The organism is Marinomonas spartinae (assembly GCF_016461715.1).
In the GTDB taxonomy this organism is placed as follows: domain Bacteria; phylum Pseudomonadota; class Gammaproteobacteria; order Pseudomonadales; family Marinomonadaceae; genus Marinomonas; species Marinomonas spartinae_A.
In genome coordinates this window covers 123812-141370 of sequence record NZ_JAEMUI010000008.1, presented here as the reverse complement: position 1 = coordinate 141370, position 17559 = coordinate 123812, and the positions used below count along the sequence as shown (strand labels likewise).

The following is a 17559-nucleotide window of genomic DNA, read 5'->3' as shown; positions in this document are numbered from 1 at the left end:
CATAATGTCTTTTTAGAATAGGACTCCGCTTATGTTAGATACGATTGCATCAGGTCTCGTTATTGGTGCCGCCTATGCTTCTCTAGGACTCTGTATCACTCTGCTTTCTCGCATGGGAGGCGTGGTCAACTTTGCTCAAACCACCATTGGCTTATTTGGTAGTTACAGTTTCTTAGTGCTCAGTGATATCAAAACACCACTGTGGTTAGCCGCCATCATCGGGATCATTATTAGCAGCCTAGTGGGTGCTTTTTCCGGGCTGATTATGGCCCGCTGGTTCAATGACAGTGATATTGGCACACGCTCTTCTGTGGCGATTGCTCTGATGGTGGGCTTTTTATCCCTAGGGACACGCTTGTTTGGGGACAGCCCCAGACAAGCACCCGCATTGTTTGAGCAACTTGGTATCACACTTGGGAATGTTAATTTAGATGGAGGGTTGGTTGCCTCCTTGTTGCTGTCGATCATATTGGCGGCTAGTCTAGATCGATTTATCAACAAAACCCATATCGGTATTCGCTTACAAGCCTTTGCCGCTAAACCAACCACGGCTGAGTTAATTGGTATTCCCTCAAAAAAATTGACGATTCTCATCTGGAGCATTGCTGGTGGCATGTCGGCCTTGGCCATGCTCATCATTATTACCTCGTCAGCACGTAATGCCAATTATGCGTCTTTAAGCTTGCTGATCATCCCCGCTCTGTGTACTGCGCTAATTGGGGCGTTTCATCATTTTTATTGGACACTCATTGGTGGCTTGGTGCTGGGCATATTAGAGGCCTTTATTCTGTCTAACTCGTTGGTGGCGGCCTATGCTCAAACCATCTACCTGCCAGTGATCTTAGTCATTCTTCTTTGGACAAAACGTAAGGATAAATGGGATGGTCAACGTGCTTAAAAAATACGCTTTAGGGGGCGATTGCGCTTTACTCTTACTTGCAATCGCCAGTATTTGGTTATCCTCCTACTACACGTTTTTGTTTACTTCCGTATTAATGACCGCCATTACCTGCTTAAGTATCGGGATCACCACAGAACGTGCAGGGATCATTTCTCTTTGTCAGGTGGGTTTAAGTGGTGTCGGGGCCTGGGTCGCAATGTGGCTTGGTTTTCATTTTCCGAACATGCCCATTTTATTGATTTTGCTATTAAGTGGCTTAAGCGCAGCAATCCTTGGTCTGTTATTAATTGTGCCAACACTTAGAGTAAGGGGCATTAACCTTGCCATCATCACGCTATCGTTTGCTTTGGCGATTTATATCGTTCTGACTCGGGTAGAGCTTCCAGGCATGATGGAAGGTTATAGCTTTGATCGTCCAGACTGGCTGTACGATGAAAAGCCTTATTTGCTCTTTGTGATTGCCATCACCTTTGTCATTAGTCGAGGGATTGTGTGGATTGAGCAACAACCCACCGGCGCTTCTTGGTTTGCCGTACGTTATAGCGAACGAGCCGCCGCCTCCTTAGGTATTAATGTTTCAATCAGTAAAGTAATGGCTTTTGTATCAGGCGCCTTTATTGCGGGGATTTCTGGTTCATTACTCTTGATGCAACTGGGCAACATTACCTCACAAAATTTTGAGCCCTATGCGTCACTCATCATCTTTGCACTGGCGATTTTAGCAAAATCGCGTTTTCTTTCCGGTGCCTTGTTTGCAGGCGTATTAACTTGGTTTACCCCTCAGATCTTAAGCCTAGTCGGACTAGGGGAATGGAAGGATATTGCTGATCTGATGTTTGCATGTGGAGCGATTTTTGCCCTCAGCCAAAATACCAAGAACAAGGTCCCCTCGGCAAAAAATGCTCCTTCAGAGACGAAACACAACAAAGCCGAGGAAAAACCCCAACAAATGAATCCGGATTCTCAGACACCGTCTTTCCACTATGCCTCAATGACATTGAAAAATATCAGTTTGTCCTACGGTGCTGTCAAAGCCTTAAATAATGTCAGCTTTACATTGGCTCCTGGCAAAGTCACCGGACTCATTGGCCCCAACGGAGCAGGGAAATCTTCACTTGTTGATGTAATTAGTGGCTTTTGCCCGACGATGAGCGGTGAGATAACTCTTGAACAAGACAAATTAGACACCCAACCCGCGTTTAAACGCGCCAATATGGGGCTGCGCCGTACCTTCCAACAAGGTCGTGCTGTGCCAGAATTGACCATCAAGCAATACATCCACCTTGCTTCTGGAAGACAATTTCAAGAGCACCGTTTACCAACACTGCTCAATCAACTCGCCTGCCCCCACCAAAACACCTTGATTGCGCACATTGATGTCGGGACGCGACGCTTAGTGGAAATTGCTGGAGCCCTCATGTCTAAACCTAAAGTCTTGCTATTAGACGAACCAGCTGCGGGAATGAGCTCGGTGGAATCGGAACACCTTGGCAACTTAATCCGTCAAATCCCTGCGTTATTTGGCTGCACGGTGCTGTTGATAGAGCACGATATGAGCCTGATTCGTCACGTCTGTAGCGATTTGATTGTCTTGGAATATGGTGAAGTCTTAGCCGCAGGGCCTGTTGAGGAAACGCTAAATGATCCGTCTGTTGTCGAAGCCTACTTAGGAGCAGCCTAATGAAAGGGATCCAATTACAAAACCTTTATATTCAACGCAGTGGCGCGTTAATCATCCGCGACCTTTCTCTCGATATTCCATGTGGCGAGATCACGGTGCTTCTGGGCCCGAATGGAGCGGGTAAAAGCACATTATTAGATGCCATTAGCCATGTTATTCCTACTCAACAAGGCTCCATTCATCTGCATGGTAACACCATCGACCAATTAGGAAGATTAGAGCGCGTTCGGGCTGGTTTGAGCTATGTGGAACAAGGCCGCCAGATATTTTCTCACTTAAGTGTCGAACAGAATATTCGCGCTGCCTGTGACAATAAAGAACAGGCCGATCAGGGCATGGCACGCACATTAGAGCTTTTCCCTGAATTAGCAAAGCGTCTTAACACCGCTGCCGGAATGTTATCAGGGGGTGAACAGCAAATGATCGTGCTAGCTCGTTCCATCATTAAATCCCCCGATGTCATGTTAATTGATGAGCTATCTCTAGGACTCGCCCCCATTGTGGTCAGTCGCTTCTTACCCATTTTAAAAGAGCTGAAACAAAGTGGTATGGCCATTTTATTGGTGGAACAGTTTGCCAATGCCGCATTAGAAGTGGGAGATCGAGCCGCTGTTTTAGTACACGGTGAATGCGTCCTAAATGAAACCTGCGAAGCGTTAAGAGGTGATCATACCAGATTGCATAACGCTTATATGGGAATGCATTGATCTAACAGAAAAGACCTAACAAACGGAACTTGCAGACCAAACCAACCACGAGAGGAAAGAACATGCTCAACGAATATGACTATATTGTCGTCGGTGCGGGCTCAGCAGGCTGTGTTGTCGCTGCTCAACTCGTCCATGCGAATGCTGGAAAAGTCTTGCTACTCGAAGCCGGTGAAAAAAACGATGGTATGCTGTTTGTTATGCCTGCGGGGGCCTTAAAAATCTTTCAAACCGCGTCATGGCCTTACACCACACTCCCTATAAAAAATGCTAATAATAGAGAAATGCTGATCGCTCAAGGAAAAGGGCTGGGCGGCGGCAGTGCGGTCAATGGCATGATCTATATGCGCGGGCAAAAAGAAGATTATGATGCCTGGGCAAACCAATGGGGGTGCGATCAATGGTCCTATGAGAAGGTCTTACCGTTTTATAAAAAAGCCGAAAATAATGAAAGCTTAGCCGATCAGTACCATGGAAACGATGGTTTGTTCCGCATCAGTGATAATCGTTATCGTCACCCGCTTACCATGGCATTTGTTCGTGCCGGACAAGAATTAGGCTTGCCGTATATCACTGATTTTAACGGGGCGACCCAAGAAGGCATTGGTCTATACCAACTCGCCAGTTTCAATGGCACCCGTGGTAGCACCTCTCGTACTTATTTAGCCTCTGTCAAAAATAATCCCAATATCGAGGTTATCACTCAAGCCACGGTGCATAAAATCCTTATCGAAGATAACCAAGCAAAAGGTGTGGTCGTCAGTATTGCCGGAGCCGAACCCATTGAGGTGCGCAGCCGAAAGGAGGTTATCTTAAGTTCTGGCACCTTTGGCAACCCTAAAATATTGATGTTGTCAGGCATTGGTCCCAAAGAGCATCTTGAGTCATTAAATATCCCGGTAAAAGCCGACCTCCCCGTTGGCAAAAATTTTCACGACCATTTGCACTTATCCATCAACGCTTCCATAAAAGGTAACAACAGTCTATATGGAGAAGATAAAGGCCTAAAATCACTGAAACATGCTTTAGAGTGGCTCATTTTAAAAAAAGGGTTACTGACGTCTAACGTATTAGAAGGGGCTGGCGTTGTCGATACCTGCGGACAAGGTCGGCCCGATATTCAGATGCACTTTCTCCCTGTATTGGATAATTTTGATAATACCCCAGGTGAAAAATCCGCTGCAGAACAGCATGGCATCACAATAAAAGTGGGCTATTTACAACCAAAATCTCGCGGCGAGGTCAGACTAAAGAGTAGCGATCCAAACGATATGGTTGAGATCGACACCAACTTTCTGGATCACAGAGAAGATGTGGACGCTCACATCAGGGCCGTACAATTAGGCCTAAAAATGTTTGCAACACCAGCCTTAAAATCACTGATCAAAGAGGTCATCGTACCTGAAAACATCAACCCGGAAGATACCCAGGCCATAGAGGACTTTATACGCCGGGATATCAAAACCGTTTATCACCCTGGAGGTACCTGTTGCATGGGCAACAACCCGACAAACAGTGTCACGGATCAAGATCTAAAGGTCCATGGTATTCAACACTTACGCGTGATTGACCTTTCCATCTGTCCTCAAATTCCCAGTGGCAACACTAATGCAGTCGCCGTCATGATCGGCGAGAAAGGTACGCAATCCATCTTAAATGATCTGACATAAGCTTTTTTTAAAAAAACCACGGGGCTTACGCACCGTGGTTTTTTGATTTCTTTTTTGATGTTCTAGAGAATAGCGAAGATTAAATGTATTCGACTTTCTCGATCTCATACACCGCTTCACCACTTGGGATTTTGACAGTGACTTCGTCACCTTCTTCTTTCCCAATAATGGCTTTTGCGATCGGAGACGCATAAGAAATTTTCTTCAATTTCACGTCTGCCTCATCATCACCCACGATTTGATAGGTAACAGTGTCTTCGGTATCCACATTGAACAAGGTCACCGTCGTGCCAAACACCACCTTCCCAGTGGCAGGCATCGTTTTGACATCAATCACTTGTGAGTCAGCTAATTTCCCTTCGATCTCTTTAATACGCCCTTCAGTAAAGCCCTGTTCTTCACGAGCCGCGTGATATTCTGCGTTTTCTTTTAAGTCGCCATGTTCACGTGCTTCTGCAATATCAGCAATCACGCGAGGACGAACTACGGATTTAAGGTGGTTAAGCTCTTGACGGAGACGAGCCTCTCCTTCCACCGTCATTGGTACTTTTTTCATTATTTCCCCAAGTGCAAATCTTGCAATCTTCTAACTTTGGTTTCACCTTTCAAGCTGATCGCCATACTTGTCGCTTCAGCGCCGGCCAACGTCGTAGTGTAACAAACCTTGCGCTGTAATGCTGTACGACGAATCACAGAAGAGTCTGCAATAGCTTGTGTGCCTGCAGTGGTATTAATAATGTAATCAATTTCACCGTTTTTCAGCATATCAACGATATGCGGACGGCCTTCGTTAACCTTGTTGACTCTATCCACTGGCACGCCATGGGCGGTTAAGTGTTTTGCCGTCCCTTCTGTTGCCACTAAATTAAAGCCCTGCTCAAGCAAACGACGCGCCACCTCCACGGCCCCATCTTTGTCCATGTCACGGACACTGATAAAGGCACGACCAGACGTCGGCAACACCGTGCCACCACCTAATGCGGCTTTACCAAAGGCTTCAGCAAAAGTATCGCCCACGCCCATCACTTCACCCGTTGACTTCATTTCAGGCCCAAGAATCGGATCAACGCCTTGGAATTTATTGAATGGGAAAACGGCTTCTTTCACACTGTAGTAGGCTGGAATGATTTCTTCAGTAAAACCAAGCTCTTCCAACGTTTTACCGGCCATAACCAAAGCCGCCACTTGTGCTAAAGAACGACCAATACACTTAGACACGAAAGGTACGGTACGTGAGGCACGAGGGTTCACTTCGATCACATAAATTTCGCCATCTTGAACCGCAAGCTGTGTGTTCATCAAACCCACCACACCTAGCTCAAGGGCCATTTTCTTGATCATCTCGCGGATTTGGTCTTGAACATCACTTGGCAGTGAGTATGGAGGCAAAGAACAAGCTGAGTCACCAGAGTGGACGCCAGCTTGCTCAATGTGCTGCATAATGCCGCCGATCACCACTTGATGACCATCACAGATACAGTCGATATCGATCTCAATCGCCGCATTCAAGAAGTGATCCAGCAACACGGGACTGTCGTTAGAAACTTTTACTGCGCTGGTCATATAGCGCATCAGTTCTTTTTCGTTGTAGACGATTTCCATCGCACGACCGCCCAATACATAAGATGGACGAACCACGAGCGGGTAACCGATGTCAGCGGCTTTTGCCGCTGCTTGCTCAACACTTCGCACTGTCGCATTATGAGGCTGTTTGTAACCTAGGCGCTGAATCATGCTTTGGAAACGCTCACGGTCTTCGGCACGGTCAATCGACTCAGGCGTCGTACCGATGATCGGCACCCCTTCATTTTGTAACGCACGAGCGATTTTCAGTGGCGTTTGTCCACCAAACTGCACAATCACCCCTGTGGGTTTTTCCGTGCGGACAATTTCTAGTACATCTTCTAGGGTGACTGGCTCGAAGTATAAACGATCAGAAGTATCATAATCCGTCGATACTGTTTCTGGGTTACAGTTCACCATGATGGTTTCGTAACCGTCTTCACGTAATCCTAGCGCCGCGTGAACACAGCAGTAGTCAAACTCAATACCTTGGCCGATACGGTTTGGACCGCCCCCTAGAATAATCACTTTTTCACGATCAGTCGGGGCTGCTTCACACTCGTCTTCATAAGTGGAGTACATGTACGCGGTATTGGTCGCAAATTCTGCCGCACAAGTGTCCACACGTTTGTAGACTGGGTGCACATTCATCAAATAACGACGCTCACGCATGGACTTTTCGGTCACACTCAGCAAGCTTGCAAGACGTGCATCAGAGAAACCTTTGCGTTTTAGACGACGCAACACATCATAGGTCATGTCGACCAGACCTTTATCAGCCAAGGCTGCTTCTTCTTTGATCAAATCTTCGATTTGCACCAAGAACCAAGGGTCGATGCCAGTAACTTGGTAGACTTCATCCACCGTCATACCTGAACGGAACGCGTCGCCAATGTACCAAATACGCTCAGAACCAGGTGATTGCAGCTCAAACGCCAGTTTTTCTTTACTGTTTTCTTCGCTGAAATCCAGCTGGGGATTAAACCCATCCGAGCCAGTTTCTAGGCCACGTAACGCTTTTTGCAGTGACTCTTGGAAGTTACGGCCAATCGCCATCACTTCGCCTACTGATTTCATTTGCGTCGTCAAACGGTCATTCGCTTGCGGGAATTTCTCGAACGTGAAACGCGGAATTTTCGTTACAACGTAGTCAATCGCAGGCTCGAAGCTGGCTGGTGTTTGTCCACCTGTGATGTCGTTTTTCAATTCATCCAAGGTGTAGCCGATGGCCAATTTCGCCGCAATTTTTGCAATAGGGAAACCCGTTGCTTTGGACGCCAATGCAGAAGAACGCGACACACGAGGGTTCATTTCGATGACTACCAAACGGCCTGTCTTCGGATCCATACCAAACTGAACGTTGGAACCACCAGTTTCGACACCAATTTCACGCAATACGGCCAACGAGGCATTACGCATGATTTGGTATTCTTTGTCGGTCAGGGTTTGCGCTGGAGCAACGGTGATCGAGTCACCTGTGTGTACCCCCATGGCATCGAAGTTTTCGATGGCACAAACGATGATACAGTTGTCGTTCTTATCACGAACCACTTCCATCTCATACTCTTTCCAACCGATCAAAGATTCATCGATCAGCAGTTCATTGGTTGGGGATAGGTCCAAACCACGGGTACAGATTTCGTCGAACTCTTCCATGTTGTAAGCAATACCGCCACCGCTTCCGCCCATGGTGAAAGAAGGACGGATAATACAAGGGAAGCCCACTTCCGCTTGCACTTTCAGAGCTTCTTCCATGTTGTGTGCAATGCCTGCACGAGGGCATTCTAGGCCAATCGCTTTCATTGCTTCGTCGAAACGATGACGATCTTCGGCTTTGTCGATGGCATCCGCTGTGGCACCGATCATTTCACAATTGTATTTCGCTAGCACCCCATGGCGTTCAAGATCTAACGCACAGTTCAGAGCAGTTTGCCCGCCCATGGTTGGAAGCACCGCATCTGGGCGCTCTTTCTCAATGATTTTTTCAACGGTTTGCCACTCAATCGGCTCAATGTAAGTGGCATCGGCCATGACAGGGTCGGTCATGATGGTCGCTGGGTTAGAGTTCACCAGAATAACGCGGAAGCCTTCTTCGCGAAGCGCTTTACACGCTTGAGCACCGGAGTAATCAAATTCACAGGCTTGACCGATGACAATAGGGCCTGCACCTAAAATTAAGACGCTTTTTATGTCAGTACGCTTTGGCATAGTATTCGTTCCTGCTCAGGCTTTGGTGGCTTTGATGTTTTCGATAAACTGATCGAACAGTGGCGCAACGTCGTGTGGCCCTGGGCTCGCTTCTGGGTGACCTTGGAAGCTAAACGCCTTTTTATCTGTTCGCGCAATACCTTGCAAAGAACCGTCGAACAAGGATTTGTGAGTCGCTTCAAGATTCGCAGGCAGCGTGTCTTCGTCCACTGCAAAACCGTGGTTTTGGCTGGTAATCATCACAGTGCCTTTCTTAATGTCTTGAACTGGGTGGTTAGCCCCATGGTGACCAAACTTCATTTTCTTGGTTTTCGCACCGCTCGCAAGGGCCAACAACTGGTGACCAAGGCAGATGCCAAACACAGGAATTTCAGTCTCCAAGATATCTTTGATGGCTTGGATCGCATAATCACATGGCTCAGGGTCGCCCGGACCATTGGATAGGAAAATCCCATCTGGGTTAAGCGCAAGCACATCACTTGCTGGCGTTTTCGCTGGCACAACCGTCAAACGGCAGCCACGTTCTACCAACATACGCAAAATATTTGTCTTCACGCCAAAATCATAAGCAACAACATGGAAGTCAAAAGACGCTGGTGTAGTGTGTCCCTTTACCAGATCCCAAGTAGACTCTGTCCATTGGTAAGACTCTTCGGAGGTCACCTCTTTCGCAAGGTCCATGCCTTTTAGCCCAGGGAAAGCTCGCGCAGCAGCAATCGCCGCCTCTTCGTCAAGATGCTCACCTGCCATGATACACCCAGCTTGCGCGCCTTTTTCTCGCAAAATACGCGTGAGTTTACGTGTATCGATGTCGGCGATACCGACAACCCCTTTGCGTTTGAGGTAAGCATCTAAATCTTCCTCTTTACGCCAACTGCTCGCCAATAATGGCAGATCACGGATAATTAACCCCTCACACCATACTTGTTTGGATTCTTCATCTTCAGAATTAACGCCAGTGTTGCCAATGTGGGGATAGGTCAGAGTGACCATTTGTCGAGCATAGGAAGGATCAGTAAGAATTTCTTGATAACCAGTCATCGAAGTGTTAAATACTACTTCGGCGGTTGAGGAGCCATCTGCTCCGATCGACACCCCTTTAAAAATCGTGCCATCTTCCAGAGCCAGAATCGCTGATGTTGCCAAAGGAACCTCCCATTTAGAGCCTATCAGGTTGCAAAAAAGCGAGACAAACCGGCGGCTCATCTCGCTTTTAAGAAATTGCGTTTTTGCCGTTCATCTATTGATCGAACATCAATAGAACTCGCGCTCAAAAAATCTGCCCAATTCTACTCTGATACGCCCATGGCGTCCACTCAATAGCGCCAAAAATGGGCAAAAACTCATAAATAAGACAACTTTCTTCTTGACTTTTTGGTCAAGAATAACCTCAAAATATATACCCTACGGCTAGCACAACAACCCATCGGCAATTTTTTGCGTGGCTTCGTAGCCTTCAAGATTCGCCAATACACCAAGGGCAAACGCCATGGCTGTTGCTGGACCTTGGCTGGTAATGATATTGCCATCCATCACCACAGGCTGGTCAGAAATATATTCCGCCCCCGTCAGACCTTTTTCAAAACTAGGGTAGCAAGTAGCCTGTTTATCGACCACAAAACCATGGGTACCAAATACCAATGCTGGTGAGGCACAGATTGCACAGAGCAGTGCGTCCTGAATATCGTGTTTTTCCAACATGTCGATCAAAAGCTTACAGTCACGTAGATGCTCTGCCCCTGGCATTCCGCCAGGTAGCACAATAGCATCGTATTGTTTGTCCGCCACCTCGGTTAACAGCACGTCCGCTTCTAGCTTATTACCAAACGCCATTGTTACTTGCTTAGCCTCTTCTATACTGGCGACTGTCACCTCGACACCACCACGGCGTAGTACATCAATAATAGTAATGGCTTCAATATCTTCACTGCCATTGGCAATGGGGACTAATACGTTACTCATGGTCTTTCTCCTTGATATCAAATGGTTAGATTAAACAACAGCGCCGCTTCATTACCCTGCTCGCTTTGATAGTAGTTTTTACGCCGTCCCATCAATTCAAAACCGAGCGACTTATATAGAGCAATCGCGCCTAAATTCGACTCCCTGACCTCAAGTAAACACTCACTGACAGGCTGTTCTCTGCCAATATTTTGCAGCTTGATAGCGTCGAACCAATGCGTCATCAATTCTTTTGCTAAGCCTTGTCGACGAAAAGCCCGACCAACCACAATGAGCTCAAGCTCAGATTGCTCAAATAACACAGACGCCGTCAGCCAAGCAGAGACTATAATACTACCCTGCTCATCGTAACTTTCAATGACCCAGTTTTGACGTGTCATCAAGGCATCTTTGATCAGATTTTTCCCCCAAGGATGTGGGTTAGAATCCATATCAAGGGATATAATCGCCTCAAGATCCTCTATTGAAGCGGAACGAATGTAATGCGGCGACGAATTAATTGGATGGGGCATTTACACACTCCAAATTGTGTTGCACAGATAACCCATTAGAAAAGGGCTGTCTGCATGATTTGCCATGCTTCTTTGCGCAACTCAGGAATACGAAATAGCTCAGGTAAGCTAACAATTCGTGCGGCTGGGAAGGCGTTTAATGGACTCTCGCTTGATAGCTCATCAAATAGCTCGCCAATGCTAGCCCCAGCCAATACCATTTTAGGCGGTGAAGGGAAGGACTTACTAACCCGCTGCACAAAGCTCTCTAACGCACCCAGCAACCAATCTTGACGCGACACAAAGTATGGATTTCTAAGACCACCTGGCCAAGATAAGGCACTGCTCGACCACTCTTCAATCGGCTGTTTTAAAAGTGCTTGCCCCATTTTCAGCGCTAAACGTTCAATATCTTCCTGCTGAGTGAACGCCGTTGGCACCTCTGTCAAAATAAGCAACTGATTAGCCAAGGCAAACGCACGCAGTTCAAGACGCATGATCTTGCGTTTGGCAGGCACCTCTTCCTCTACAGGGAGATCAATGTCGACGGCATATTCTTCGATTGGCTGCAGATCTTCTACAATAATATCGGGGCCAGCATTAAGCTGCTCACGCAAATTCGCAACAGATTGTTCTTTCGCTTCAGGCGCCACCACTTTCGGCGCTGTTTCAACCACACCAAAGCCTTGCATCTGATCCGCAATCACTTGAGTTTTAGCAACTGGCTCAAACGCTTGATCCATCGGCCAAGGATTAGCGGGATAAAAGACCGTTCCCGATACCACCTGGTTATCTGGCAACCAAGTCATCACCCCCATTTGGGCTAAGCAATGCACCTGAAAAGCCTGTTGATGATCCAATTCCTGCGTCATAACACCCTTTATTTGTTACGAAAAAGACAATGATCACACCTCAAAAACAAGGATGCTCTCATCAAATCAATATTCTTATGAAGACAATCTATATGCTTTTGCCTGACAGCCGACGACCAAAGAGCATTTACCAAACAAAGTGCCCCAATAACTGCATCACCGCAAACGCCGCTACTCCCGCGAGAATATCGTCGATCATGATACCAAAGCCACCATGAACATTTTTATCAAACCAAGAAATCGGCCAAGGTTTCAAAATATCAAATAAACGGAATAACACAAAACCCACAGCAATATACTGCCAGCCCGTTGGCGCTAACCACATGGTAATCCAAAAGCCAACAAACTCATCCCATACAATACCAGAATGATCATGCACCCCTAAGTCTTTCGCCGTTTTATGGCACAGAAAAACACCCAACAAAGAAGTCGCAACCAACATCAGCAAATATTGACTATCCGACAAATACTGCCAGATAAAAAAGAAAGGAATAATGGCTGCCGCCGTACCAAACGTCCCAGGAGCTTTGGGCGCAGCCCCCGACCCCAAGCCGAAGGCAAGAAAATGAATAGGATTACGCCAAATCGACGCAGGAACAGGATGTGTCATGAATAATATCCGTTAATTATCGTCGAGATCGTTGCACGACTACGGCGCGCGCCAATACCCTATTAAAAATGCTGCCAACCACGAAGGTCGCCATCGTACCCGTTAATAGTAAAGCCAGAATCAACAATAGTCCCAACTTTCACACAGGGTAAATGTAGCGTTTGAATGATCAGTTGAATGTCTTGGGCAGCGCTTGATGGGGCGGTAAAACACAGCTCATAATCATCACCACCCGTTAAGGCTAATGATAACGCCGACTCAGGTTGCCATGCCACTAACTCTGACGAAATCGGCAAAGCGTTTGCTTCCAACTGAGCTCCCACGTTGGAAGCCATTAAAATATGCTGAATATCTTGTGCTAAGCCATCGGAAATATCCATCATGGCATGCACGACACGTTTAAGCGCCATGCCAGCAATTAAGCGAGGTTTAGGTCGCCAAAAGCGCTCATAAAAATAATCAAATCGCTCACTGGACACAAGCAGCTCCCCCGTCACGATTGGCACTGCCGCTGCCGCGTCCCCCAATAAGCCAGTCACATAAATATCATCACCCACTTTAGCATTAGCGCGCAATGGCACTTGATCGGCCTCCACATACCCATGCACTTGCAAAGTAAGGGTTAACGGTCCTTTAGTGGTGTCTCCACCCACTAAAATCAGCCCTATCGGTTCGGCCAACTCCGCCATTCCTTGGGCTAACCCAGCTAACCACTGGGGATCCGATTGCGGAATTGTCAGCCCCAAGGTAAAAAAAGCGGGCTTCGCCCCCATGGCTGCCAAATCGCTCACACAGGTTGCCACGGCTCGATAACCAATATCCACAGGATCCGCATCAAAGGGAAAATGCCGCCCCTCGACCAAAGTATCCATAGAAAACACCAAACTCTGCCCAACAGGTACCTGTACCTGAGCACAATCGTCCCCAATCCCCAGCAAAATATCCTCACGACCACGCGTATTCGCCATCATCGAGGCTTGGAAGATATTTTTGATCAACTCGAATTCTTTCAAGAACCTATCCTTATTACTGACATAACCGACCAGATCATCATCCTGACGTTTGGCAAGTGTAATTTGAAAGCAGAAGGATACTAGATTGTGGGATGGATGTCAGAGACAAAACAGGGCAAATGGCTCAATGGCTTATCTGCCCTGTTTTGTGGCGTGAACGTTTATTGAAGCAACTTATCACCAAAGCACACTCCCAGAGAATGCTGTCTTTTTGGAAATACAGCCCTCAAAGTGCCACTTTTATCAATGCTCAAAGATAATCAATGTATTAAAAAATAATTGTTTTTAATACATTGATTACTTTGATTTTATCTCACGATTACCTACGTCCGGAATGATCACTCCCTCTGGAACAATCACAAAAAACTTAAACTCAGCCTTAGATTGTTGCTCCAGCTCGACCAGTTTTTCGATGATGTGTGCAGTGAGTACATGCCCTTTAGACAGCAAAAAAGCGCCTTTATGGTTTTCTAGGTTTCTCGATAACACCATGCCAGGTACCAGCTGTTTTGACCAAATTCGCTGGTCATTGATGGGCTCTTCTAATTGATAAGTCGATAACACTGACTTCAGGGTTTCGACAATATCTGCCGCGTAATAGTCCCCCACTCGAGCACTTAAATAACGCAATGCTTCTACATGTGTTAAAGGCTCTGCTAGCATCCGACCATTCATCAGTTCGATGTAGTCATTCGCCACCGCTAATACTTGCGCCTTCCTTGAGATAAACTTTTCCCAGTCGCCATTAGGGAAGCCTTTGCCATTTAAGTATTCTTTGTGCTGCAGGATAACTTCTGCCATAGGCCATAATTGTCGAACACAGGTTAATAAGGTACTGCCCATCATGGGATATTGTTCGTACTCCTCCTTTTGCTCCGGCGTTAACGTTTCATATGGAATTTTCAGAATCTCATCGGACAAACACACCTGACCGATATAGCGCATTTTGGCGGCACCTTGCAGGACATCCACGTCTTTCTCAGTCATCTGCAACCGAGTCCCCATATCTCTGACCAATGACACAATATCAGGCACATGTATCTCAGATTTAGGCTGACGCATGTCCAGCAACCCAGCGAACAAATCAATGACATTACGGTAGTTTTCTTTCAGGTTTTCATTGATTTGAATAATTTTGGAGGAGCGCTCTTTCACGGTGGCTTCTAAGGAGTCATTCAGCGCTTTAAGCTTCGTGTTTTGCTCTTGTACCACACGTTGTAATTGCGCATTTTGTTTCTTTAATTGAGTATTTGTCAGCGCACTTTCCACTAAAGCAATTAAACGCTCGTCATCCCAAGGCTTTTCAACGTAATGGGAGACTTTTCCTCGATTCACTGCGTCCACAATCGCACTCATATCGGCATAACCTGTGAGGAGAATACGGGTTGTATCTGGATAGGTTTCAGCGGCAATCGCCAGAAACTCAGGACCTGTCATCTCGGGCATGCGCGCGTCACTAATGATCACATCAATGGCGTGCTCTTTGAGGGTATCCAGTCCTTCTTGACCGCTATTGGCAATATAAATGGTGCAATTTAGTTTACGGAAGAGCCGACGCAGGGATGACAGCACATTCGCCTCATCATCGACAAGCAATATGCTGGGAGTCTCTACCACATGAGTCTGATCAATCACTACCTTTGTCATCATCACTCTCCTTATTCAGAAGTCGCTGTACTGCTATCAGGGTAAGGCAACCAAATGCTAAACACCGTGCCCACACCTAATTCACTCGTCACGTCAATCGTGCCATTGTGTTCTTCAACGATTCCATAAGAAATGGACAAGCCCAATCCTGTCCCAACCCCCACTTCTTTCGTTGTAAAGAAAGGGTTAAAAATAGAATCTAGATGTTTGGGATCAATACCACTGCCATTATCGGCGACGTTAATTTGTACGCCGTTCTCTTTATCCTCAACACTCACCGTCAACTTCCCCTGCTCATTCATCGCATGGGAAGCGTTCACAAACAAGTTTAAAAACACTTGTAACAATTCGCCACTTTTGCCCATCACAGGTTGTACGGTTTCTATTTGTTTGATGACTTTTCCCTTATATTTGAGTTCGTTATGAGCCATGTTTAAGGCTTCATCAATGATACTAACAATATTGCACTGCTCTTTTTGATGGTCTGATTGACGCGAAAAACGCTTTAACCCGCCCACAATATCCAGAATCCTTTTGACACCGTGTTGCGATTCGTCGAGCAAACTCTTACTGTCCTCTAATAAAAACGCCATATCCACATTTTGCCATAAGGTCTCTAGCGCCTTGGCCGATTCACTTAGCGAGTCATCTCGTAATAAGGCCTGATCCACCAATGACTTTGACGCCATCACATACTCGACAAAATCATCAACATACCCACTTAAGGTCCCCATATTGCTTTTAATAAATCCCATCGGATTATTAATTTCGTGTGCAATGCCCGCTGATAACTGACCCACAGTGGCCATTTTTTCCGATTGAACTAACTTTTTCTGAGTCTCTTTTAGCGCTTCATTAGCGACTTTAATGTCTTTATAACTCGCCAATAATTTATCTTCTTGATAACGGTGTTCCATCATAATCGCCAGCTGTTTCATACCCGCTCGAAACATGTCGATTTCTTTTTGCTGCCTTGATGTTAACCCTTGGCTAAACAAAATAATGATGCCGCCAAGATAGTCCAAGCTGATAATGGGCAGAGCCACCACTGTATCTATGGTGACGTTATCAATCGTCACAGCTACCGTTTGGAAATGGGTTCTTCTTGTTTCTCTAACCTTCTCCTCAATCTCACAGGCCAATAAATCTAAGTCGGAACGAGCAATAGAGGCCGTCCCCGTGTTTAAGTTTTTTTCATTACGCAGTAAATCGGAACGATAATCCGCTTGACTGGAATCAAAGGGGAAATGGAAATACACAGCAAACGGCACGTCACTCAAGCGCAGCATATCCTTCACTATGGTTGGTAAAAAGTCCCGTAATCGGGGTTTTTCGAGCCCATAACGGCCAATGTGCATAAGAAACTTATTTTCCCGCAGAGCCAACTCCAAGGATTCCACATTGTCATTCAGCGTTTGATTCAGTAAGTGCAGCTCTCGACTTTTCTCCTCGAGAATGCTCTCGGCTCTTTTTCGAGCAGTGCGTTCACGTAAAAAAGCTGCTTCATAATCCATGATCGCCCCCTGACAGCTCAGTCTTGCTTGACCTGTTCTTTCTCGACCAGTAATAGACAGTGATCTGCCCCTTCGTGCATACAACATTCATGTGTTATGGAAACCGACATACCAAAACTTTCCGCCGCCTGATGCACTAGGCCGATGGCTAATAAACACATCTTACGAGGCGATTGATAATACAACTTCACCCCTGAATCAAACTTTTCCTGGACCACCAACTTAGGCGTCACCGCATCGGGATAGAGCTTATGCACTTCCACATGAATCACAGAATCCACCGCCTCTAATAGCGTCCAAAGGTCAGGATAATCCCTCATAGAGGGTGGTAAACTGTGTATTAAACCTTTATACAAATAACGGCCAAACGCTTCGACTAATTGATTCACCGGGATATTGGTCTCATCCGACAAAGCAACCACCAGAGATATAATTTCTTGGTCATCATAGTTTTCAGATACGGTATAAATACCACCACTGGGTAAATCACAATTTGCCAGCAAGGTTTCCCAGCATGCCATCCCAAATTGCTCTTCCACCATTTCTTGGAAGTTAGTAAAAACGCTTCCTCTCATACGCTTTCTCACTTTGATCGCCTACTCTCTTTTCAGGTTAGTCAAAAGCTGGCGGAATGCTTATGGGGTTTTGGTGTTGATACGTAATATTTTGTTTAACTTGAAAGGGTTAGAGAAAGGACGAACAGCTGACATAAAAAACCCC

At 46.3% G+C, this 17559-nt stretch carries 15 protein-coding genes; 4 read left to right on the top strand and 11 right to left on the bottom strand.

Annotated elements, in window-relative coordinates:
* Window positions 1-31 precede the first annotated feature (31 nt).
* The 4 genes from JHD45_RS09855 to JHD45_RS09840 all read left to right on the top strand — a co-directional run bounded on the left by JHD45_RS09855 (window position 32) and on the right by JHD45_RS09840 (window position 4959).
* A complete protein-coding gene (locus JHD45_RS09855; protein WP_199476343.1) occupies window positions 32-898 on the top strand; it encodes a branched-chain amino acid ABC transporter permease in 867 nt (288 codons plus the stop codon).
* A complete protein-coding gene (locus tag JHD45_RS09850; RefSeq protein WP_199476342.1) occupies window positions 882-2582 on the top strand; it encodes an ATP-binding cassette domain-containing protein in 1701 nt (566 codons plus the stop codon). Before JHD45_RS09855 ends, JHD45_RS09850 begins: the two co-directional genes overlap by 17 nt.
* On the top strand, window positions 2582-3289 hold the full coding sequence (locus JHD45_RS09845; RefSeq protein ID WP_199476341.1) for an ABC transporter ATP-binding protein: 708 nt from the start codon (window positions 2582-2584) through the stop codon (window positions 3287-3289). The genes JHD45_RS09850 and JHD45_RS09845 overlap by 1 nt, the downstream gene beginning before the upstream one ends.
* A 62-nt stretch (window positions 3290-3351) precedes the next feature.
* Complete coding sequence (locus tag JHD45_RS09840; RefSeq protein WP_199476340.1) at window positions 3352-4959, top strand: GMC family oxidoreductase; 1608 nt, start codon at window positions 3352-3354, stop codon at window positions 4957-4959.
* Between the two features lie 79 nt (window positions 4960-5038).
* On the opposite strand, the gene greA is transcribed toward JHD45_RS09840, so the two are convergent.
* The 11 genes from greA to JHD45_RS09785 all read right to left on the bottom strand — a co-directional run bounded on the left by greA (window position 5039) and on the right by JHD45_RS09785 (window position 17414).
* Window positions 5039-5515 carry a transcription elongation factor GreA gene (greA, locus tag JHD45_RS09835; protein WP_199476339.1) on the bottom strand — a complete coding sequence of 159 codons (477 nt, stop codon included), beginning with the start codon at window positions 5513-5515 and terminating at the stop codon, window positions 5039-5041.
* Entirely contained in the window at window positions 5515-8730 is a 3216-nt protein-coding gene (gene carB / locus JHD45_RS09830) for a carbamoyl-phosphate synthase large subunit (protein WP_199476338.1), read from the bottom strand. The genes greA and carB overlap by 1 nt, the downstream gene beginning before the upstream one ends.
* A gap of 15 nt (window positions 8731-8745) precedes the next feature.
* The gene (gene carA, locus JHD45_RS09825) at window positions 8746-9876 is read right to left on the bottom strand and encodes a glutamine-hydrolyzing carbamoyl-phosphate synthase small subunit (RefSeq protein WP_199476337.1); all 1131 of its coding nucleotides are present in this window, start codon (window positions 9874-9876) and stop codon (window positions 8746-8748) included.
* Between the two features lie 264 nt (window positions 9877-10140).
* Window positions 10141-10692 carry a DJ-1 family glyoxalase III gene (locus JHD45_RS09820; RefSeq protein ID WP_199476336.1) on the bottom strand — a complete coding sequence of 184 codons (552 nt, stop codon included), beginning with the start codon at window positions 10690-10692 and terminating at the stop codon, window positions 10141-10143.
* A gap of 17 nt (window positions 10693-10709) precedes the next feature.
* Complete coding sequence (locus JHD45_RS09815) at window positions 10710-11204, bottom strand: GNAT family N-acetyltransferase (RefSeq protein ID WP_199476335.1); 495 nt, start codon at window positions 11202-11204, stop codon at window positions 10710-10712.
* 35 nt (window positions 11205-11239) lie between these two features.
* On the bottom strand, window positions 11240-12055 hold the full coding sequence (locus JHD45_RS09810; RefSeq protein ID WP_199476334.1) for a hypothetical protein: 816 nt from the start codon (window positions 12053-12055) through the stop codon (window positions 11240-11242).
* A gap of 127 nt (window positions 12056-12182) precedes the next feature.
* A complete protein-coding gene (locus JHD45_RS09805; protein WP_199476333.1) occupies window positions 12183-12665 on the bottom strand; it encodes a phosphatidylglycerophosphatase A in 483 nt (160 codons plus the stop codon).
* A gap of 62 nt (window positions 12666-12727) precedes the next feature.
* A complete protein-coding gene (thiL, locus tag JHD45_RS09800; RefSeq protein WP_199476332.1) occupies window positions 12728-13678 on the bottom strand; it encodes a thiamine-phosphate kinase in 951 nt (316 codons plus the stop codon).
* A gap of 297 nt (window positions 13679-13975) precedes the next feature.
* On the bottom strand, window positions 13976-15328 hold the full coding sequence (locus tag JHD45_RS09795; protein WP_199476331.1) for an HD domain-containing phosphohydrolase: 1353 nt from the start codon (window positions 15326-15328) through the stop codon (window positions 13976-13978).
* Window positions 15329-15336: 8 nt separating this feature from the next.
* Entirely contained in the window at window positions 15337-16839 is a 1503-nt protein-coding gene (locus JHD45_RS09790) for a sensor histidine kinase (protein ID WP_199476330.1), read from the bottom strand.
* 17 nt (window positions 16840-16856) lie between these two features.
* A complete protein-coding gene (locus JHD45_RS09785) occupies window positions 16857-17414 on the bottom strand; it encodes a heme NO-binding domain-containing protein (protein WP_199476329.1) in 558 nt (185 codons plus the stop codon).
* Window positions 17415-17559: the final 145 nt, after the last annotated feature.